We start from the raw sequence: 16,110 nt of genomic DNA, 5'->3' as shown, positions 1-16,110 counted from the left end.
TCCGCGCAACAAAATTGAAGCGCGAATTATAAGCCAGATCCAACCACAGATGCACAGCGCAACCCGCGGTCGAAAGCCACAGTTCAGAGCACGCACGGTGCTTCAAGGTGGTCGGCGGGGAACGCCTTTGCATAGGCCTGGCACACCCGCAGCACCTGTTCATCCGCAAACCGCGCGGCCACCACATGCAGGCCCACCGGCAAGCCATTCTCCGCCAGCCCGCACGGCACCGACGCCGCCGGTTGCTGTGTGAGGTTGAAGGGATAGGTAAACGGCGTCCATTGCATCCACTCAGTCATACCCGAACCCGGCGGCACGTTGTGCCCAGCCTCGAACGCGGTGATCGGCATCATCGGCGAAACCAGCACATCGTAATGCTCGTGGAACGCGGCCATCCGCGCGACCAGTGCAGCACGCGCTTCGAGGGCGTCGTTAAAGTCGCCCAGGCTCAGGTGCTCGCCGCGTTGTGCAATGCGCAGCAGGCCCGTGTCCAGCAGCTGTTTTTGCGCCTCGCTCATCGTGCTGGTCAGGCGTGCGGCGCCGGCGGCCCATAAGGTACTGAACACCTGCAGAGGGTCGCTGAACCCCGGGTCGATCTGCTCGACATGTGCGCCCAGTTGCACCAAACCGTCAACCGCTTGGGCGACGACTTTGGCCACTTGCGGATCGACATCCACATAACCGAATGTGGGGCTGTAGGCCACACGCAAGCCTTTCAAATCTGTACCTGGGGTGAGCCATGGCGTGGTCCGTGGCGCGCCGATCAGGCCATCGCGCGCATCCGGCTGCGCGACGGTTTGCAGCATCAGCACGGTGTCTTCCACCGTGCGGGTCATCGGCCCCAGGTGCGACAGAATGGTCATGGAACTGGCTGGCCATTGCGGCACATAGCCGAAGGTCGGCTTGATGCCGAAAGTGCCGGTAAACGCACACGGAATCCGAATCGAGCCGCCGGCATCGCTGCCCTGGTGCAGCACGCCCAGGTTCAACGCCGCCGCCGCCCCCGCGCCACCGGATGAGCCACCCGCCGTGGTGCGCGTGTCCCACGGGTTGCGGGTGATGCCGTACAGCGGGTTGTCGGTGACGCCTTTCCAGCCGAATTCCGGGGTGGTGGTCTTGCCCAGCAACACCGCGCCGGCCTTGCGCATCAAGGCTGAGAAGGGCGCATCCACGTTCCACGGCCCGTCGGCGGATGATGTGCGCGAGCCCTTGCGGGTGGGCATGCCGAGCGTCAACGTCAGGTCTTTGATGGATGCAGGCACACCGTCCAGCGCGCCGCAGGGTTGACCCTTGAGCCAACGTTGCTCCGAGGCGCGCGCAGCGTTCAATGCGCCTTCCGGATCGACATGGCAGTAGGCGTTCACCACCGGGTTGTAGCGCTCGATACGCAGCAAAGCGTCTTCGGTGACCTCCACCGGCGACAGGCTCTTGTCACGAAAATGCTGCAGCAGTTGCACCGCTGTCAGTTGCCCCATCTCACTCATGCCAGCTCCCCCTGTGCCGCGTTGACCATGGCGCGCAGCAACACCGCGCAGCCTGCCGCCAGGTCATCCGGCGCAGCGTTTTCGATTTCGTTGTGGCTGATGCCGCCTTCGCACGGCACAAAAATCATCCCGGCTGGGCCGAGTTCGGCGACGAAAATCGCGTCATGCCCGGCGCCGCTGACGATGTCCATATGGCTCAAGCCCAAAGCTGCTGCGCCATCGCGCACCGCGTTGACGCAGGCCGGGTTGAAGTCCAGCGGCGGGAAGTCGGCGGTGGGCGTCAGTTCAAACGTCAACCCATGCCGGGCAGCGGTGGCTTCGATCACGCCGCGCACTTCATCGACCATGGCCTGCAGCTTGTCGGCATGCAGGTGACGCAGGTCGAGGGTCATGTGCACCTGGCCGGGAATCACGTTGCGTGAACCGGGGTGCAGGCTCAGGCAGCCAACGGTGCCGCAAGCGTGCGGTTGTTGCTGATGGGCGATACGGTTCACCGCGCTGACCACCTCGGCGGCGCCGACCAGCGCGTCCTTGCGCAGGTGCATGGGCGTGGGGCCGGCGTGGGCTTCGACGCCGGTGAGGGTCAGGTCGAACCACTTCTGGCCCAGGCAACCCATGACCACGCCGATGGTGGTGGCCTGGTCTTCCAACACCGGGCCTTGCTCGATGTGTGCCTCGAAATATGCGCCCACCGCGTGGCCGAGCACCGCGCGCGAACCGGCATAGCCGATGCGCTGCAGTTCGGCTCCTACCGACAGGCCTTGCTCGTCGAGTTTGTCGAGGGTGTCCTGCAAGTCGAACTGACCGGCAAAGACCCCGGAGCCCATCATGCACGGCGGGAAGCGCGAGCCTTCTTCGTTGGTCCACACCACCACTTCAATCGGCGCTTGGGTCTCAATGCCGAGGTCATTCAAGGTGCGGATCACTTCCAGCCCGGCCATCACCCCGTAGCAGCCGTCAAACTTGCCGCCGGTGGGTTGGGTGTCGATATGGCTGCCGGTCATCACCGGGGGCAGGGCGGGATTACGCCCTGCGCGACGGGCGAAAATATTGCCGATGGCGTCGACACTCACGCTGCACCCGGCCGCCTCGCACCACTGCACAAACAGGTCGCGGGCCTGGCGGTCCAGATCGGTGAGCGCCAGACGGCACACGCCGCCTTTGACGGTAGCGCCGAGTTGGGCCAGGTCCATCAGCGATTGCCACAGGCGGTCGCGGTTGATCAGCGGGGCGTTGCTCTGGAGCGGTTGCGCAAAACTATTCATGGGCAGTCTCCGGTCAGGCGCTCAGCGCCAAGTAGCGGTTCTTGATCGTCGGGTCGGCGCGGAACGCAGCAGCACTGCCCTCGTAGACCACGCGGCCTTGTTCGAGTACGTAATGGCGGTCGGCGAGCTTGTCGCAGACCATCAGGTTCTGTTCCACCAGCAGCACCGGCAGGCCGTCGTCCTTGACCTTGCGCAGGATCTTCACCAGCTCGTCGACGATTACCGGTGCCAGGCCTTCGGTGGGCTCATCGAGGATCAGCAGCTTGGGGTCGTTGAGCAGCGCGCGGGCGATGGCTAGCATCTGTTGCTCGCCGCCGGAGAGGGCGTGGCCGGCGTTTTTGCGCCGCTCCTTGAGGCGCGGGAACATGCCGTACACATCTTCCAGCTGCCAGCGGCTGGTCTTACGCACGGCGATGCGCAGGTTTTCTTCGACGGTGAGCAGGCGGAAGATCCCGCGATTTTCCGGCACCAGCGCCAAACCCCGGCGGGCGATTTCAAAGATCTTTTGCCCCACCAGCGCCTGGCCGTTGAAATGAATCTGGCCCTGGCGCGGGCAGATAATCCCGAGGATGCTGCGCAGTGTGGTGGTCTTGCCGGCGCCATTACGCCCCAGCAACGTCACCAGCTCGCCGGGGTTGACGGTCAGCGACACGCCTTCCAGCACATGGCTCTTGTCGTAGTAGGAATGGATGTTTTCGACGATCAGCATCAGGCAGCCTCCCCAAGGTATGCAGTGCGCACGCGCTCATCGGCGCGCACAAATTGCGGCGTGCCTTCCACCAGGATCTGGCCGTGGCTCATCACGGTGATGCGTTGGCTGATGGACATGACAATGCTCATGTTGTGTTCGATCAACAGCACCGTGTGGTCGCGGCCCAGGTCGCTGATCAGTTGGGTCATGATCGGGATGTCATCGATGCCCATGCCCGAGGTGGGCTCGTCGAGCATCAACAGTTTGGGCTTGGAGCAGATCGACATGCCCACCTCCAGCACGCGTTGCTGGCCGTGGGACAACTCGCCAGCCAGGGTGTCGGCGCGGGCGGTGAGCTGCAGGCGCTCCAGTACCTGGTCGGCCATCTCCAGGTGTTCGCGTTTGCTGTCGACCCGGCGCCAGAAATTCAGGGCGCGCGCACCGTCGCGGCCTTGGGCGGCCAGGCGCAGGTTCTCGCGCACGCTGAGGTTCTGGAACAGGCTGGTGAGCTGGAACGAGCGCGCCATGCCCAGGCCGACGCGGGCGTGAGCCGGTTTGCGCATCAGGTTCTTGCCGTCGAAATGAATCGCCCCGGCGGTGGCCTGGCGTTCGCCGGTGAGGCAGTGGAACAGGCTGGTCTTGCCCGCGCCGTTGGGGCCGATGATGGTGTGGATGGTGCCGGCTTCGACCTTGAGGTTGACGCCGTTCACCGCATGGAACGCGCCGTAGGCCAGCGCCAGGTTTTTAGTTTCCAATAGGATGCTCATAGCCCTTGCTCCTTGGCGACGACGGCGGTTTTGCGACTGCCACGTACGCGTTCGAACAGCGACGACAACCCGCCCCACAAGCCACCGCGCATGAAGATCACCACCAGGATCAGGATCACCCCCAACAGCATCAGCCAGCGCGGCCACAGGTCGGAGAGGAAATCCCCCAGCAGCACAATGGAACCGGCGCCCAGCAAGGAGCCGAACAGCGAGCCGGTGCCGCCGACGATGGTCATGATCAGGATGTTTTCGGACATCGCCAGGTCGATATTCGACAGCGGCACAAAGTGCAGCAGCATCGCGTACAACGCCCCGGCAATCCCCGTGACCGCGCCGGACAGCACGAACACCAGGATCTTGAAGTGGCGCGTGTCGTAGCCGATCGCCGAGGCGCGGGTTTCGTTTTCGCGGATCGCCATCAAGGTGCTGCCGAACGGCGAGGCGATCACCCGGCGCGCGCCGATAAAGATCAGCAGGAACAGCACCGCGACAAAGCCGTAGAACGCGCGGGCGTCGGCCAGCGACAGCAGCACTGTTTCACCGATACGGATTTCCGGGCGCGGCACGCTGAGCAGGCCGTTGTCACCGCCGGTCCAGTCGCTCAAGGTGTAGGCGACGAAGTAGGCCATCTGGCTGAACGCCAGGGTCAGCATCACGAAGTAAATGCCGGTGCGCCGAATCGCCAGGGCGCCCACCAGCAACGCCAGGAACCCACCGGCCACGGCGGCGCCGAGCAGGGCGGTGAACAGGCCCAGTTGCAGGTGGATCATCAGCAGCGCTGCGCAGTAGGCGCCGGCACCGAAGAAGATGCCTTGGCCGAAAGACAACAGGCCGGTGTAGCCCAGCAACAGGTTGCAGGCCAGGGCGGCCATGGCGAAGATCAGGATTTCGGTGGCCAAGGTTGCCGAGGGCAAGATCAACGGCAAGCCGATCAGCACCGCCAGCACCCACAGCAACATGGCTTTGGACTGGGTTTTAGCAAAGGGCAGGGGGTTTTTCTCGCTCATGTCAGGCTCTCCCAAACAGGCCGTAAGGGCGTACCAGAATCACCACGGCCATTGCGCCGTAGATCATCAGGCTCGCGCCTTGGGGCCAGAGTGTGGTCATCAGGCTTTGCACCACGCCCACCAGTAAACCGCCGACCAGCGCGCCGCTGAACGAACCCATGCCGCCGATTACCACCACCACGAAGGCCACGCCGAGAATCTCCGGGCCGACGAAGGGTTGCGCACCGCGCAAGGGCGCAAACAGCACACCGGCAACGCCGGCCAGGGCCACGCCGAGGGCGAAGGTCATGGAGAACAGGCGCAAGATATTGGTGCCCAGCAGCGACACGGTTTCAGTGCTTTCACTGCCGGCCCGCACCAGGGCGCCAAAGCGCGTGCGTTCCAGCAGCAGCCACAGGCCCAGGCCGACCAGCCCGGAGAACACAATGAGGAACAGGCGGTAGTAGGGGTAGACGAAGTCGCCGACCACTAGCACGCCGCGCAGCAGTTCCGGCACGGCGACGCTTTTACCGACCGGGCCCCAGATCATCACGCTGGCTTCCTGGATGATCAGTGCGATCCCCAGGGTCACCAGGATCTGGAACATGTGCGGCAGGTGGTAAATTCGCTGGATCAACACGCGCTCGATCACCCACGCCAGTGCGGCCACCACCAGCGGCGCGATCAGCAGCGCCAGCCAGAAGTTGCCGGTGAGGCTTACGGCGGTGTAGCAGATGTAGGCGCCCAGCAGGAAGAACGCGCCGTGGGCGAAGTTGACGAAGTTGAGCAGGCCGAAAATGATCGTCAGCCCGACCGCGATCAGGAAGTAGATCATCCCCAAGCCAAGGCCGTTGAGAATCTGGAACAGGTAAAGATTAAGCATGCAGGAACCCTCAGCAGGACGCTGCTCGCGCAGCCCTGCGGTGCACTGTTTCAGGGGATCAGGCGAGCGTGCAGCCCGTCGCCTCGACCGGCGGGAACGACTGGCCGGCGCTGAGCACTTTGGCCAGGTCGTCCTTGTCGGCCATGTCGCCGGCGGCTTTGCCGATCATCAGGTAGTAATCCTTGATCACCTGGTGGTCGCCGGCACGGATTGATTCCTTGCCGGTCGGGCCGTCGAAGCTCAGGCCTTGCATGGCCTTGGCCACGGTCGGGCCATCAACGCTGCCGGTGGCGATGATGGTGTCGAGCATGACCTTGGTGCTGATGTAGTCAGCAGCCAGCGGGTAGGTAGGGTTGATGCCATATTTGGCCTGGGTCAGCTTGACCAGTTCGCGGTTGAGCGGGCTGTCGACCTGGTGCCAGTACTGCGCGCCGAGGTACACGCCTTCGAGCACGTCGCTGCCCAGCTCCTGGAACTGGTCGAGGCCGGCAGACCACACCAGCAGCACTTTCATGCGCTCCTTGATGCCGAAGTTCACTGCCTGGCGCAGGGTGTTGGACGACTGGCTGCCGAAGTTGAGCAGCACCAGCACGTCAGGCTTGGCGGCGATGGCGTTGGTCAGGTAACCGGAGAACTCCTGCTCTTGCAACGAGTGGTAGCTGTTGCCGACGTGCTCCAGGCCGCTTTCCTTGAGCACGGTCTTGGCGCCTTCGAGCAAGGCCTCGCCGAACACGTATTGCGGGGTGATGGTGTACCAGCGCTTGGCGTCCGGCAGCAGCTTGATCAGCGGCACGATGGTTTCGCGAATCGCGCCGTAGGTGGGCACCGACCAGCGAAACGTCGCGCTGTTGCAGTCCTTACCGGTGACTTCATCGGCACCCACCGGGGTCATGAACACGCCGCCGACCTTGCTGACTTCCTTGGCCACCGCCAATGCCGATGACGACAGCGTGCAACCCTGGAAGAACCGCGCGCCGTCCTGCTGGATGGCCTCCTGCACCTTGCGCACCGCCCTGCCGGCGTTGCCTTCGGTGTCGATGACTTTGTAGTTCAGCGCCCGCCCGAGAATCTGCGGGTGTTGTTCCACCGCCAGGCGCGAACCCATGTCGGCAAACTTGCCATAGCTGGCAAAGGCGCCGGACATGGACTTGAGGCCGTAAAAGGTAAAGGGCTCGGCGGCGAATGCAGAGCGCACACTCAGCGGAAGGCTGAGCGCGGCGGCGGCGGTGAGACTGGCTTTCAACAACGTACGACGCTGCATGGGGTGACTCCCTGGTTTAGTTATTGGCAGGAGCGGCAATGGCGATACGGTGGAGCAGGGCCTGTGGGCAGGCCTTTTATTGGATAAGGCGATTTATTGGGCGACTCGGTCAAATGTGGGAGCTGGCTTGCCAGCTCCCACATTGATTGGGTTTGGGGTCGTCAAATGTGGGAGCTGGCTTGCCAGCTCCCACATTGATTGGGTTTGCACAGGTGGATCTGTGGTGTTCTTAAGAGTGATCAAACTCCAGCAAAAAGTGCGGGCTGACCTCGCCTTCCAGCGCAGTCATGTGGTGTTCGGCATCGCACATGTGTTCGTGCATCAAGCTGCGCACCGCGCATTCATCACCCGCGCGAAAGGCGCTCAGCAACTGCTTGTGGTAGTCGAGGTTGGCCGCGTCGAACTGCTTGCGCTTGGGTTTGTAAGCTTTTTTCAGCACCACCAGATCGCGCAGCAAGTCGTTGAGAAACTGCGCCATGAAACTCAGCAGCGGGTTGGGGCAGGCCTTGGCCAGCAGGTTGTGGAACTCCAACTCTGCCAGGCGTTGTTCGCGCTGGCCGGCTTCGCTGTCTTCCGGCGCGCTGCAAAAATCCACGTTGTCTTGCAGGGCCTGGTAATCCTCTTCGCTCAGGCGCCCGAGCACCGACACCGCCAGTTCCACTTCGATGACCTTGCGCAGCTGGTACACCTGCTCGCCATCCAGATGTTGGAAGTGCAGGTAGTTACGCAACGCGCGGCTGGCGGGCTCGGTGCCGGCCTGGTTCAAGTAAGCCCCGCCACTGGGGCCGGTGCGCGTGCTCACCAAACCTTCCACTTCCAGGGCCTTGAGCGCCTCACGGGCTGAGCCTTTGGAGCACTGGAAGCTTTCCATCAGCTCGCGCTCCGTGGGCAGGCGATCGCCGGGTTTCAAGGCGTCGGTGACGATCGAGCGCTTGACCGACTCCACAATCACATCGGAGAGCTTCTGGCGTTTGCGGCGCAAAGGGCGGCTGAGCATGGTGGTCTATTGATCCTATTAATGCGGATTAATAGCACTTAATAACGATTGGGCGAGAGCGTCAACGCAGGGTGTCGTTTTCGGCATTAAGAGGTCGTAAACGCGGTGACTATTCCCAGCTGCCGAGGTCGAGGCAGCGTGTGGAGGCGGGTGGCTGTTTGCCGGACACCAGGAAATCGCCCACCCAGCGGTTGACGCACCCGGCGGTGGCGGTGCCGGGCTTAGTCGAGTCCTTGAGCAGCAATTGCTCGACGCCGGTGGGCGGTGGCTCAGCTCGCCCGGCGTTGACCAAGACCATGCGTGCGACGCGCTCGGGAAACAACGCCGTATAGCGGCTGCCGAGCCGGGTGGCATCGGCGTTGCCGAGGTAGTTGAGCTGCGCCTCGCCCAGTTGTGCGCGTACAAATTCCATATCTCGCGCAGCTTGCTCGACTCCGGATTCCTCGCTCAGGTCGCGGGCGCTCAGTTCAATCACGTCATAACGGTTGGTCAAGGTGCGATAGGCCTGGGTGGCGTAGGACTCCCAGCGGCTGACCAAATGGATGGCAAAGGTAACGCCTTGGCCTTTTTGCGGCTCGCCGGCCTGGATGAACACCACGCCTTCGCGGTTGAGCGGGTGCCGGGCGCCGACACGGGTCAGGGCCAGGCGCACGTTGCCGCGCTTGGGCGCGGCATAGTCGCGGGGCACGCTCACGCTGCCGCATTGGGTGCGATCCAGCACCTCGGGGTCCGGTTGGTGAAAGGCGGGGAAGGGGCAATCCAACAGCCAGTCAATCGCGGTGGGCGCGATCAGGGGCTCGGCAAACCCCCGGCCTGCGATCAGCCAGAGGCAGAGGCACGCCAGGCTTTTTACAAAAACGCTGGGTTTCATCTAGAGGTACCGGGCAGACGTCTGAGGACGGCTTTTTACCAAGTACCAGGGGTAGACGAATGTAGGTTTATTAAACGGTTTGTGTAGGAAATCGGAGTTTTGTTATCGGGTGTCGGCGTTCCAGCCGCCGCCTAATGCTTTGTACAGCGCAATGCTGGCTTGCAGGCGTGACAGCCGCAGTTGCACGTTCAAGTCCTGGGCCGCGTACAGCGTGCGTTGGGTTTCCAGCACAGTCAGCAAATCTTCGGCACCCGCCTGGTAGCGGCTTTCGGCGATCTGGAAGGCGGTCTGGGCCTGCAGCAATTCTTCGGCTTGCCATTGGCGCTGCTCATCCAGGCGCGTGATGCTGCTGAGGGATTTCTCCACGTCGGCAAAGCCATTGATGATTGCGCCGCGATAGGTTTGCAGCAGCTCGTCCTGGCGCGCGCGAGCCTTGTCGCGTTCGGCGCTTAAACGGCCATTGTTGAAAATCGGCGCCACCAGGCCCGAGGTCAGGGTGTAGAACGGGCTGCGTAAAATGTCTGCGGCCTTGTCCGAACCTGAGCCCAGGGTCGCGCCCAAGGTCACTGTGGGCAGCATCGCCGCGCGTGCCACCGTGACGTCGGCACTGGCCGCGGCCAGCTGTGCTTCGGCCTGGGCCAGGTCAGGGCGACGGCTCAGCAGTTGGCTGGGCACGCCCGGGCCAATGGTCGGCCAAGTCAGCGCCTGGAACGGCTCGGTACCCAGGTTGAGGGCTTGCACGGGCTGGCCGAGCAGGGCGGCCAGCGTGATCTGCGATTCTTGCGCCACTTGCTGAATCAGCGGCAGTTGCCGTTGCTGGCTGGCCACCAGGCTTTTCTGTTGGGCCAGTTCCAGGGCAGTGGCGGAGCCGGCATCGAAGCGGGTTTGCACCAGGTCGAGCACATTGCGCGCGTTCGCCAGGTTCAACGCGGCGATCTGTAGTTGTTGGCGTGCAGCGAGGGTTTGCGCGTAGCGGTCGGCCACGTTGCTGAGCAGGGTTAGCTCTACCGTGGCCTGGTCGAATTCGCTGGCGCGCAGGGTTTGCACGGCGCTATCGCGGGCGGCGGCGCGGCCACCCCAGAAATCCACTTCATAGCTGGCCGTCAGATTGGCGCCGAAGCTGTCGACGGTCTTGTCGCTTTGCGTGGCATCCAATGTCGAGTTGCCGCTGCCGCGCAGCAGCTTTTGACGGCTGGCGGTGAGGTTGAAATTCACCTCGGGTAACAAGGGCGCGCCGGCAATCACGGCACTGGCCTGGGCCTGGCGCACCCGCGCCATGGCGGCGGCCACGTTATAGCTGTCACGCCGCGCCTGATCGATCAGGCGGTTGAGTTGCGGGCTGCCGAATTGTGTCCACCAGCGCTGGTTGGTCGCCTGGGCTGCCTCTCGCTCGGCGTATTGCCACGCAGCAGGCGGCGCAATGCCGCTGTCGACGGCAGGCGGGTTACCGGCGCAGGCGTTGAGCAACAGGCACAGGCTGAGCACCGACAAGCGCGGTGTGAGGGTTTGTTTATTCACTGGTCAACGCCTTAACCGGATCGAGCCGGGCAGCTTTACGGGCCGGCATAAAGCCGAATACGACACCGGTGACCAGCGCACAGCCAAATGCGCCCAATACCGCCACCAGGGAAAACTGCACGGCCACTTCGGCCAGCACCAGCACGCCGCCGACCAGCAGCGCCAATGCGACGCCGCACAGACCGCCGACCACCGAGAGCATTACCGCCTCGGTGAGAAACTGGCGCAGGATGTCGCGCTGACGCGCACCGGTGGCCATGCGAATGCCAATTTCGCGGGTGCGTTCACGCACGGTCATCAGCATGATATTCATCACGCCGATCCCGCCCACCAGTAGGGAAATTGCCGCAATCGAACCGAGCATCAACGACAGCGTGTTCGCCGTGCGCGCCTCGGCCTGGATCATCGCCGCACTGTTGGTCAGTTGGTAGTCACGCTTGCCGTTGTGCAGTTTGAGCATCAACTGGTCGATAGCCTGTTCGGCCTCATGCACCTTGCGCGCATCGGCGGCGGCAATTACCACGTATTCGGGGTTATAGGTGCCGAACAGGCGCACGCTGGCGGCGGTGTAGGGGATGGCGACACGGTCGTCGCTGTCTTCACTGCCGGAGCTGGAGCCTTTTTCCGCCAGCACGCCAATGATCTGGAATGGCACGTTTTCGATCAAGATGTATTGGCCAAGCGGGCTGGCGACGTTCTTGAACAGTTTCTCGCGGATACGATGGCCGATCACCGCGACCGTAGCCCCGGCCCGTTCGTCGGCCGCAGTGAAGTAGCTGCCCTCAACCACCGGCCAGTTGAAAATCTCCGGGAAGTTGACGTCATTGCCGCCCACGTACGCCAGGTAGTCCAGGTTGCCGAAGCGCACCCCGGCGTAGCTACCGTTGACCGGCATGATGCGCTTGACCTGGGGCAGTTCCGCCAAGGCCGCGACGTCGTTGAGGGTTACGATGCCCGGCGGCGTACGCGGGTTAGGCGATGAACCACTGAGGTAGATGATGTTGGAACCGAACGCGCCCATCTGCGCCATGACCTGGCGTTTGCTGCCTTCGCCCACCGCCAGCATCACCACCACCGACGCCACGCCGATGATGATCCCCAACAGCGTCAGCGCGGTGCGGAAGCGGTTGATCCACATCACCCGCCAGGCCGCTTGCACCGCGTCCAGCAGTTCGGCTTTCCAGGCGCCGTTGTGTTCGGCCCCGTCGGCCAGGCGCTGGCGCAGGTCCACGGCTTGCAATGCGTCGCTGTTGGCCGTGACGGGCACGTGGGTGTCACTGCGCGCTGAGTCGCTGATGATCAGGCCATCGCTGATCTCGATGATGCGGTTGGCGTGCGCCGCGACTTCGCGGTCGTGGGTAATCAAAATGACCACGTGGCCCTGGTTTGCCAGTTCATCCAGCAGCAGCATCACCTCGGCGCCGCTGTGGCTGTCGAGGGCACCGGTGGGTTCGTCGGCGAGGATGATATGCCCACCGTTCATCAGTGCGCGGGCAATCGAGACGCGCTGTTGCTGGCCACCGGAGAGCTGGTGCGGGCGGTTGTTGGTACGGTCAGCCAGGCCCAGGCGGGTGAGCAGGGCCTTGGCGCGGGCGTGGCGTTCGGCGGCGCTGATGCCGGCATAGATCGCCGGCATCTCGACGTTTTCCTGGGCCGAGCCCGACGGGATCAGGTGGTAACCCTGGAACACGAAACCAAAGGCTTCGCGGCGCAGCCAGGCCAGTGCGTCGCTGTCCAAGTGCGCGACGTTTTCCCCGGCGAACAGGTAGTCGCCCACGGTGGGGCGGTCGAGGCAGCCGAGGATATTCATCAGCGTGGATTTGCCGGAGCCCGAGGCGCCGACGATGGCGACGAACTCTCCGGCATGGATCGACAGGTCGATCCCGCGCAATACATCGACCTGCGGGCTGTCGCCGCCGCCGTAAGATTTGCAGATGTTCTTGAGTTCAATCAGCGGCGTGGTCAAATCAACCTCCGCTGCCGTCGGCCGGGCCGATCAGCAGGTGATCGCCTTCGTTCAGGCCGTCCAGCACTTCTACCCGCAGGCGGTCGCTGATGCCCAGGCGCACTTCGCGTTCCTGGATGGCGCCGTTTTTGGCCACGACCCGGGCGATCTGCTTGTCGCTGCCTTGGCTGCCGAGCAGGGCGGCGACCGGCACAGTAAGGGCGTCCTTGACTTGGCTGGCGACGAAAAACACCTGGGTGGTCATCTCGGCCATCAACGCGTTGTCGCTGTTGTCCACGTCCAGCAGCACGGTGTACAGCACTACGCGGCCGCTGCCAGTTTTGCTGGTGCTGTTGGGGCTACCATTGCCCTGGCTGGCTTCATTGAGCGGCTTGGGCGGGATCGGCAGGATCTGGCGCACGGTGCTGGTCCAGCGCCGTTTGCCGCCGGCGAGGGTGGTGAAATAGGCGCTCATGCCTGGTTTAACGTGGCCGATGTCGGCTTCGGACACCTCGGCCCACACGGTCATCGGCGACAATTTGGCGATGCGCAGGATCAGCGGCGTCTGTTGCTGGGCGTTGAGGGTCTGGCCGACCCGCGCGTCCACCGCCACCACGGTGCCGCTCATGGGCGCGTAGATGCGTGTATAGCCCAGCTCAGCCTCGTCACTGCGCAGGCTGGCCTGGGCCTGGCGGATCTGCGCCTGGAACATGTCGACCCGGGCCTGGGTGGCAGTTAGTTCGGCCCTGGCGGTTTGCACGTCCTCTTCGCGGGTGGCGTTGCCTGCAACCAGGCGTTGCTGGCGCTGGTATTTCTGGCGGGCGAGTTCGTGCTGGGCTTTCTGCTCCTGCAACTGGGCCTTGAGGTTTTCAATGGCGTAGCGGCTGGCATCGAGCTTGGCCTGTTGCGTGGCGGGGTCAATTTCCACCAGCAGCTCGCCTTCCTCGACGTGGTCACCCGCTTCCACGTGGATCTTGCGGATCTGCCCGGACGCCTGGGCGCCCACGTCGACATACCGGCGTGGTTGCAGGGTGCCCAGTGCGGTGACGCTGTTTTCAATGTTGCCGCGGGTTACGGTGACCGTGGGCAGGCTGTCGCGGCCCGGCGGCAGCACTTGCCAGGCCACCACCGCAAGGATGGGGAACAGGCACGCGACAACAAGCAGGGCGCGTCGGGCGGGGCGAGGGCGTTTCATGCGTTGGTTCCAGCCAGGAAATTGAGGCCGCATTGGCGGAGGGCTGACAGTTATACGAGAAAATTGCCCGAGAATTTAGGTGTTTACATACGCGGTAACAGCTCTATCGAATAAAAAAATCGTACGTTAATGCAAGACTTCTTTAAAACTAGATGAGAATTACTATAAATTGCACGTACTCAAACTGCCATCATTCATGGCCTGCCTTCTTTAGCACTCAAGGATTAGATGCCGCCTGCCCTGGCGGCCGGGAGTCATGTTGGAAAACTACTATCGCGAGCTGGTGTGTTTCCTCAACGCCAAGCTGGGCAACCGTCAGGTGGCCGAGGATGTGGTGCATGACGCTTATGTCCGGGTGCTGGAGCGCGCAAGCGACACGCCGATCGACCAACCGCGCGCGTTTTTGTACCGCACGGCACTTAACCTGGTGATCGACGGCCACCGGCGCAACGCTTTGCGCCAGTGCGAACCCCTTGAGGTGCTCGATAACGAAGGGCGTTTCGCCCCCAGTTCACCGCATGTCAGCCACGATCAGGGCCAACGCCTGGAAATGCTCGAACGTGCCCTGGCCGAACTGCCGGCGGCCTGCCGCGACAGCTTCCTGCTGCGCAAACTCGAGGGCCTGTCCCACCTGCAAATCGCCGAGCGCCTGAGTATTTCCCGCAGCGTGGTGGAAAAACATATCGTCAACGCCATGAAGCATTGCCGGGTGCGCATGCGTGAGTGGGAAGCGCACTGATCAACGATCAGTTAAATTTTATTTCATTGTCCTCGTTTCCTATCAACACATGACCTGTTGTTCAGGTCTTGAAGGTATTCCCGCCCCACCGCCAAGGGGCTTATCCAGAGGACACTGGAATGACACAGGCAATTGCTTCGCCCGCGGTTCACGACCTGATCGGTATCGGTTTCGGCCCTTCGAACCTGGCGCTGGCCATCGCCCTGCAGGAGCGCGAAAAAGCCCAGGGCAAACTGGACGTCCTGTTTCTCGACAAACAGGCCGACTACCGCTGGCACGGCAATACCCTGGTGACCCAGAGCGAGCTGCAGATTTCGTTCCTCAAGGACTTGGTGACCTTGCGCAACCCCACCAGCCCGTACTCCTTCGTCAACTACCTCAAAGCCCACGACCGGCTGGTGGACTTCATCAACCTCGGCACCTTCTACCCGTGCCGCATGGAGTACAACGACTACCTGCGCTGGGTCGCGGGGCAGTTCCAGCCGCAGGCCAGCTATGGCGAGGAAGTGCTGGCCATCGAGCCGATCCTGCATCAGCAACAGGTTGAAGCGTTGCGCGTGATCTCCCGGGATGCGCAGGGTGACCAGCATGTGCGCACCACCCGTTCGGTGGTGGTCAGCGCCGGCGGCACACCGCGTGTACCCGAAGCGTTCAAAGGCCTCAAGGATGACGGCCGGGTGTTCCACCATTCCCAATACCTGGCGCGTATGGCCCAACAGCCGTGCGTTGAAGGCAAGGCGATGCGCATTGCAATCATCGGCGGTGGTCAGAGCGCGGCTGAAGCCTTTATCGACCTCAACGACAGCTTCCCATCGGTGCAGGTCGACATGATCCTGCGCGGTTCGGCGCTCAAGCCCGCCGATGACAGCCCGTTCGTCAACGAAGTGTTCTCGCCGGCGTTTACTGACCTGGTGTTCCAGCAAGTCGGCGCCGAGCGCGAGCGCCTGGTGGCTGAATACCAGAACACCAACTATTCGGTGGTGGACCTGGACCTGATCGAGCGCATCTATGGCATTTTCTATCGCCAGAAAGTCTCCGGCGTTGCTCGCCAGGCTTTCCGCACCATGACCGTGGTCGAGAAAGCCAGCGCCAGCCCGCTGGGCATCGAACTGGCCTTGCGCAACAACGCCAGCGGCGAAACCAGTGTCAGCCATTACGATGCCGTGATCCTGGCCACCGGCTACGAACGCCAGATGCACCGCGAACTGCTGGCACCCTTGGAAGCCTACATGGGCGACTTCGAGGTGGCGCGCGACTACCGCATCGTCACCGACGAGCGCTGCAAGGCCGGCATCTATATCCAGGGCTTCAGCCAGGCCAGCCATGGGTTGAGCGATACCTTGCTGTCGGTACTGCCGATTCGCGCGGATGAGATTGCGGCGTCGTTGTATGAGCATGACCGTCACCGTGGCAAAGCGCGTTCGGTGCAGGACGTGTTGCTCGCCACTGCGAGCTGACAGGCAACACTTGTGACATCGGGGGCTCGCTGATACTGTACAAAAAACCAG

At 63.0% G+C, this 16,110-nt stretch carries 14 protein-coding genes; 2 read left to right on the top strand and 12 right to left on the bottom strand.

What is annotated here, in order from left to right:
• Window positions 1-83 precede the first annotated feature (83 nt).
• The 12 genes from GJU48_RS15045 to GJU48_RS14990 all read right to left on the bottom strand — a co-directional run bounded on the left by GJU48_RS15045 (window position 84) and on the right by GJU48_RS14990 (window position 13,863).
• Window positions 84-1,484: an amidase gene (locus GJU48_RS15045; RefSeq protein WP_094951317.1), complete on the bottom strand. Its 1,401-nt coding sequence runs from the start codon at window positions 1,482-1,484 to the stop codon at window positions 84-86.
• Window positions 1,481-2,749: a Zn-dependent hydrolase gene (locus GJU48_RS15040; RefSeq protein ID WP_094951318.1), complete on the bottom strand. Its 1,269-nt coding sequence runs from the start codon at window positions 2,747-2,749 to the stop codon at window positions 1,481-1,483. Before GJU48_RS15040 ends, GJU48_RS15045 begins: the two co-directional genes overlap by 4 nt.
• 13 nt (window positions 2,750-2,762) lie before the next feature.
• Window positions 2,763-3,458, bottom strand: a complete 696-nt coding sequence (locus tag GJU48_RS15035) for an ABC transporter ATP-binding protein (RefSeq protein WP_094951319.1) — start codon at window positions 3,456-3,458, stop codon at window positions 2,763-2,765.
• Window positions 3,458-4,207, bottom strand: coding sequence for an ABC transporter ATP-binding protein (locus GJU48_RS15030; RefSeq protein WP_094951320.1), 750 nt, complete (start codon window positions 4,205-4,207; stop codon window positions 3,458-3,460). The genes GJU48_RS15035 and GJU48_RS15030 overlap by 1 nt, the downstream gene beginning before the upstream one ends.
• Window positions 4,204-5,214, bottom strand: a complete 1,011-nt coding sequence (locus tag GJU48_RS15025) for a branched-chain amino acid ABC transporter permease (RefSeq protein ID WP_094951321.1) — start codon at window positions 5,212-5,214, stop codon at window positions 4,204-4,206. The genes GJU48_RS15030 and GJU48_RS15025 overlap by 4 nt, the downstream gene beginning before the upstream one ends.
• 1 nt (window position 5,215) lies before the next feature.
• Entirely contained in the window at window positions 5,216-6,076 is an 861-nt protein-coding gene (locus tag GJU48_RS15020; RefSeq protein ID WP_094951322.1) for a branched-chain amino acid ABC transporter permease, read from the bottom strand.
• A gap of 58 nt (window positions 6,077-6,134) precedes the next feature.
• The gene (locus tag GJU48_RS15015) at window positions 6,135-7,337 is read right to left on the bottom strand and encodes an ABC transporter substrate-binding protein (RefSeq protein WP_094951323.1); all 1,203 of its coding nucleotides are present in this window, start codon (window positions 7,335-7,337) and stop codon (window positions 6,135-6,137) included.
• Between the two features lie 229 nt (window positions 7,338-7,566).
• Window positions 7,567-8,334: a FadR/GntR family transcriptional regulator gene (locus GJU48_RS15010; RefSeq protein ID WP_094951324.1), complete on the bottom strand. Its 768-nt coding sequence runs from the start codon at window positions 8,332-8,334 to the stop codon at window positions 7,567-7,569.
• Between the two features lie 109 nt (window positions 8,335-8,443).
• Entirely contained in the window at window positions 8,444-9,205 is a 762-nt protein-coding gene (locus tag GJU48_RS15005) for an alpha/beta fold hydrolase (RefSeq protein ID WP_094951325.1), read from the bottom strand.
• Between the two features lie 102 nt (window positions 9,206-9,307).
• Complete coding sequence (locus tag GJU48_RS15000; RefSeq protein ID WP_094951326.1) at window positions 9,308-10,723, bottom strand: efflux transporter outer membrane subunit; 1,416 nt, start codon at window positions 10,721-10,723, stop codon at window positions 9,308-9,310.
• On the bottom strand, window positions 10,716-12,689 hold the full coding sequence (locus GJU48_RS14995) for a MacB family efflux pump subunit (protein ID WP_094951327.1): 1,974 nt from the start codon (window positions 12,687-12,689) through the stop codon (window positions 10,716-10,718). Before GJU48_RS14995 ends, GJU48_RS15000 begins: the two co-directional genes overlap by 8 nt.
• Before the next feature lies 1 nt (window position 12,690).
• Window positions 12,691-13,863, bottom strand: a complete 1,173-nt coding sequence (locus GJU48_RS14990; protein ID WP_094951328.1) for an efflux RND transporter periplasmic adaptor subunit — start codon at window positions 13,861-13,863, stop codon at window positions 12,691-12,693.
• A 256-nt stretch (window positions 13,864-14,119) separates the two neighbouring features.
• On the opposite strand from GJU48_RS14990, the gene GJU48_RS14985 reads away from it, so the two are divergent.
• A complete protein-coding gene (locus GJU48_RS14985; RefSeq protein ID WP_094951329.1) occupies window positions 14,120-14,602 on the top strand; it encodes a sigma-70 family RNA polymerase sigma factor in 483 nt (160 codons plus the stop codon).
• Window positions 14,603-14,721: 119 nt separating this feature from the next.
• Complete coding sequence (locus GJU48_RS14980) at window positions 14,722-16,059, top strand: lysine N(6)-hydroxylase/L-ornithine N(5)-oxygenase family protein (RefSeq protein WP_094951330.1); 1,338 nt, start codon at window positions 14,722-14,724, stop codon at window positions 16,057-16,059.
• Window positions 16,060-16,110: the final 51 nt, after the last annotated feature.

Origin of the sequence: Pseudomonas sp. IB20 (assembly GCF_009707325.1) — a bacterium.
In the GTDB taxonomy this organism is placed as follows: Bacteria; Pseudomonadota; Gammaproteobacteria; order Pseudomonadales; family Pseudomonadaceae; genus Aquipseudomonas.
The sequence above is the reverse complement of the archived record's forward strand: the minus strand, read 5'-3'. Positions and strand labels throughout refer to the sequence as shown.

What these genes read in the sequence shown, in the direction of transcription:
- GJU48_RS15045 (WP_094951317.1), bottom strand. Translation starts at nt 1,484, where the DNA reads ATGAGTGAGATGGGGCAACTGACAGCGGTGCAACTGCTGCAGCATTTT.
- GJU48_RS15040 (WP_094951318.1), bottom strand. Translation starts at nt 2,749, where the DNA reads ATGAATAGTTTTGCGCAACCGCTCCAGAGCAACGCCCCGCTGATCAAC.
- GJU48_RS15035 (WP_094951319.1), bottom strand. Translation starts at nt 3,458, where the DNA reads ATGCTGATCGTCGAAAACATCCATTCCTACTACGACAAGAGCCATGTG.
- GJU48_RS15030 (WP_094951320.1), bottom strand. Translation starts at nt 4,207, where the DNA reads ATGAGCATCCTATTGGAAACTAAAAACCTGGCGCTGGCCTACGGCGCG.
- GJU48_RS15025 (WP_094951321.1), bottom strand. Translation starts at nt 5,214, where the DNA reads ATGAGCGAGAAAAACCCCCTGCCCTTTGCTAAAACCCAGTCCAAAGCC.
- GJU48_RS15020 (WP_094951322.1), bottom strand. Translation starts at nt 6,076, where the DNA reads ATGCTTAATCTTTACCTGTTCCAGATTCTCAACGGCCTTGGCTTGGGG.
- GJU48_RS15015 (WP_094951323.1), bottom strand. Translation starts at nt 7,337, where the DNA reads ATGCAGCGTCGTACGTTGTTGAAAGCCAGTCTCACCGCCGCCGCCGCG.
- GJU48_RS15010 (WP_094951324.1), bottom strand. Translation starts at nt 8,334, where the DNA reads ATGCTCAGCCGCCCTTTGCGCCGCAAACGCCAGAAGCTCTCCGATGTG.
- GJU48_RS15005 (WP_094951325.1), bottom strand. Translation starts at nt 9,205, where the DNA reads ATGAAACCCAGCGTTTTTGTAAAAAGCCTGGCGTGCCTCTGCCTCTGG.
- GJU48_RS14990 (WP_094951328.1), bottom strand. Translation starts at nt 13,863, where the DNA reads ATGAAACGCCCTCGCCCCGCCCGACGCGCCCTGCTTGTTGTCGCGTGC.
- GJU48_RS14985 (WP_094951329.1), top strand. Translation starts at nt 14,120, where the DNA reads ATGTTGGAAAACTACTATCGCGAGCTGGTGTGTTTCCTCAACGCCAAG.
- GJU48_RS14980 (WP_094951330.1), top strand. Translation starts at nt 14,722, where the DNA reads ATGACACAGGCAATTGCTTCGCCCGCGGTTCACGACCTGATCGGTATC.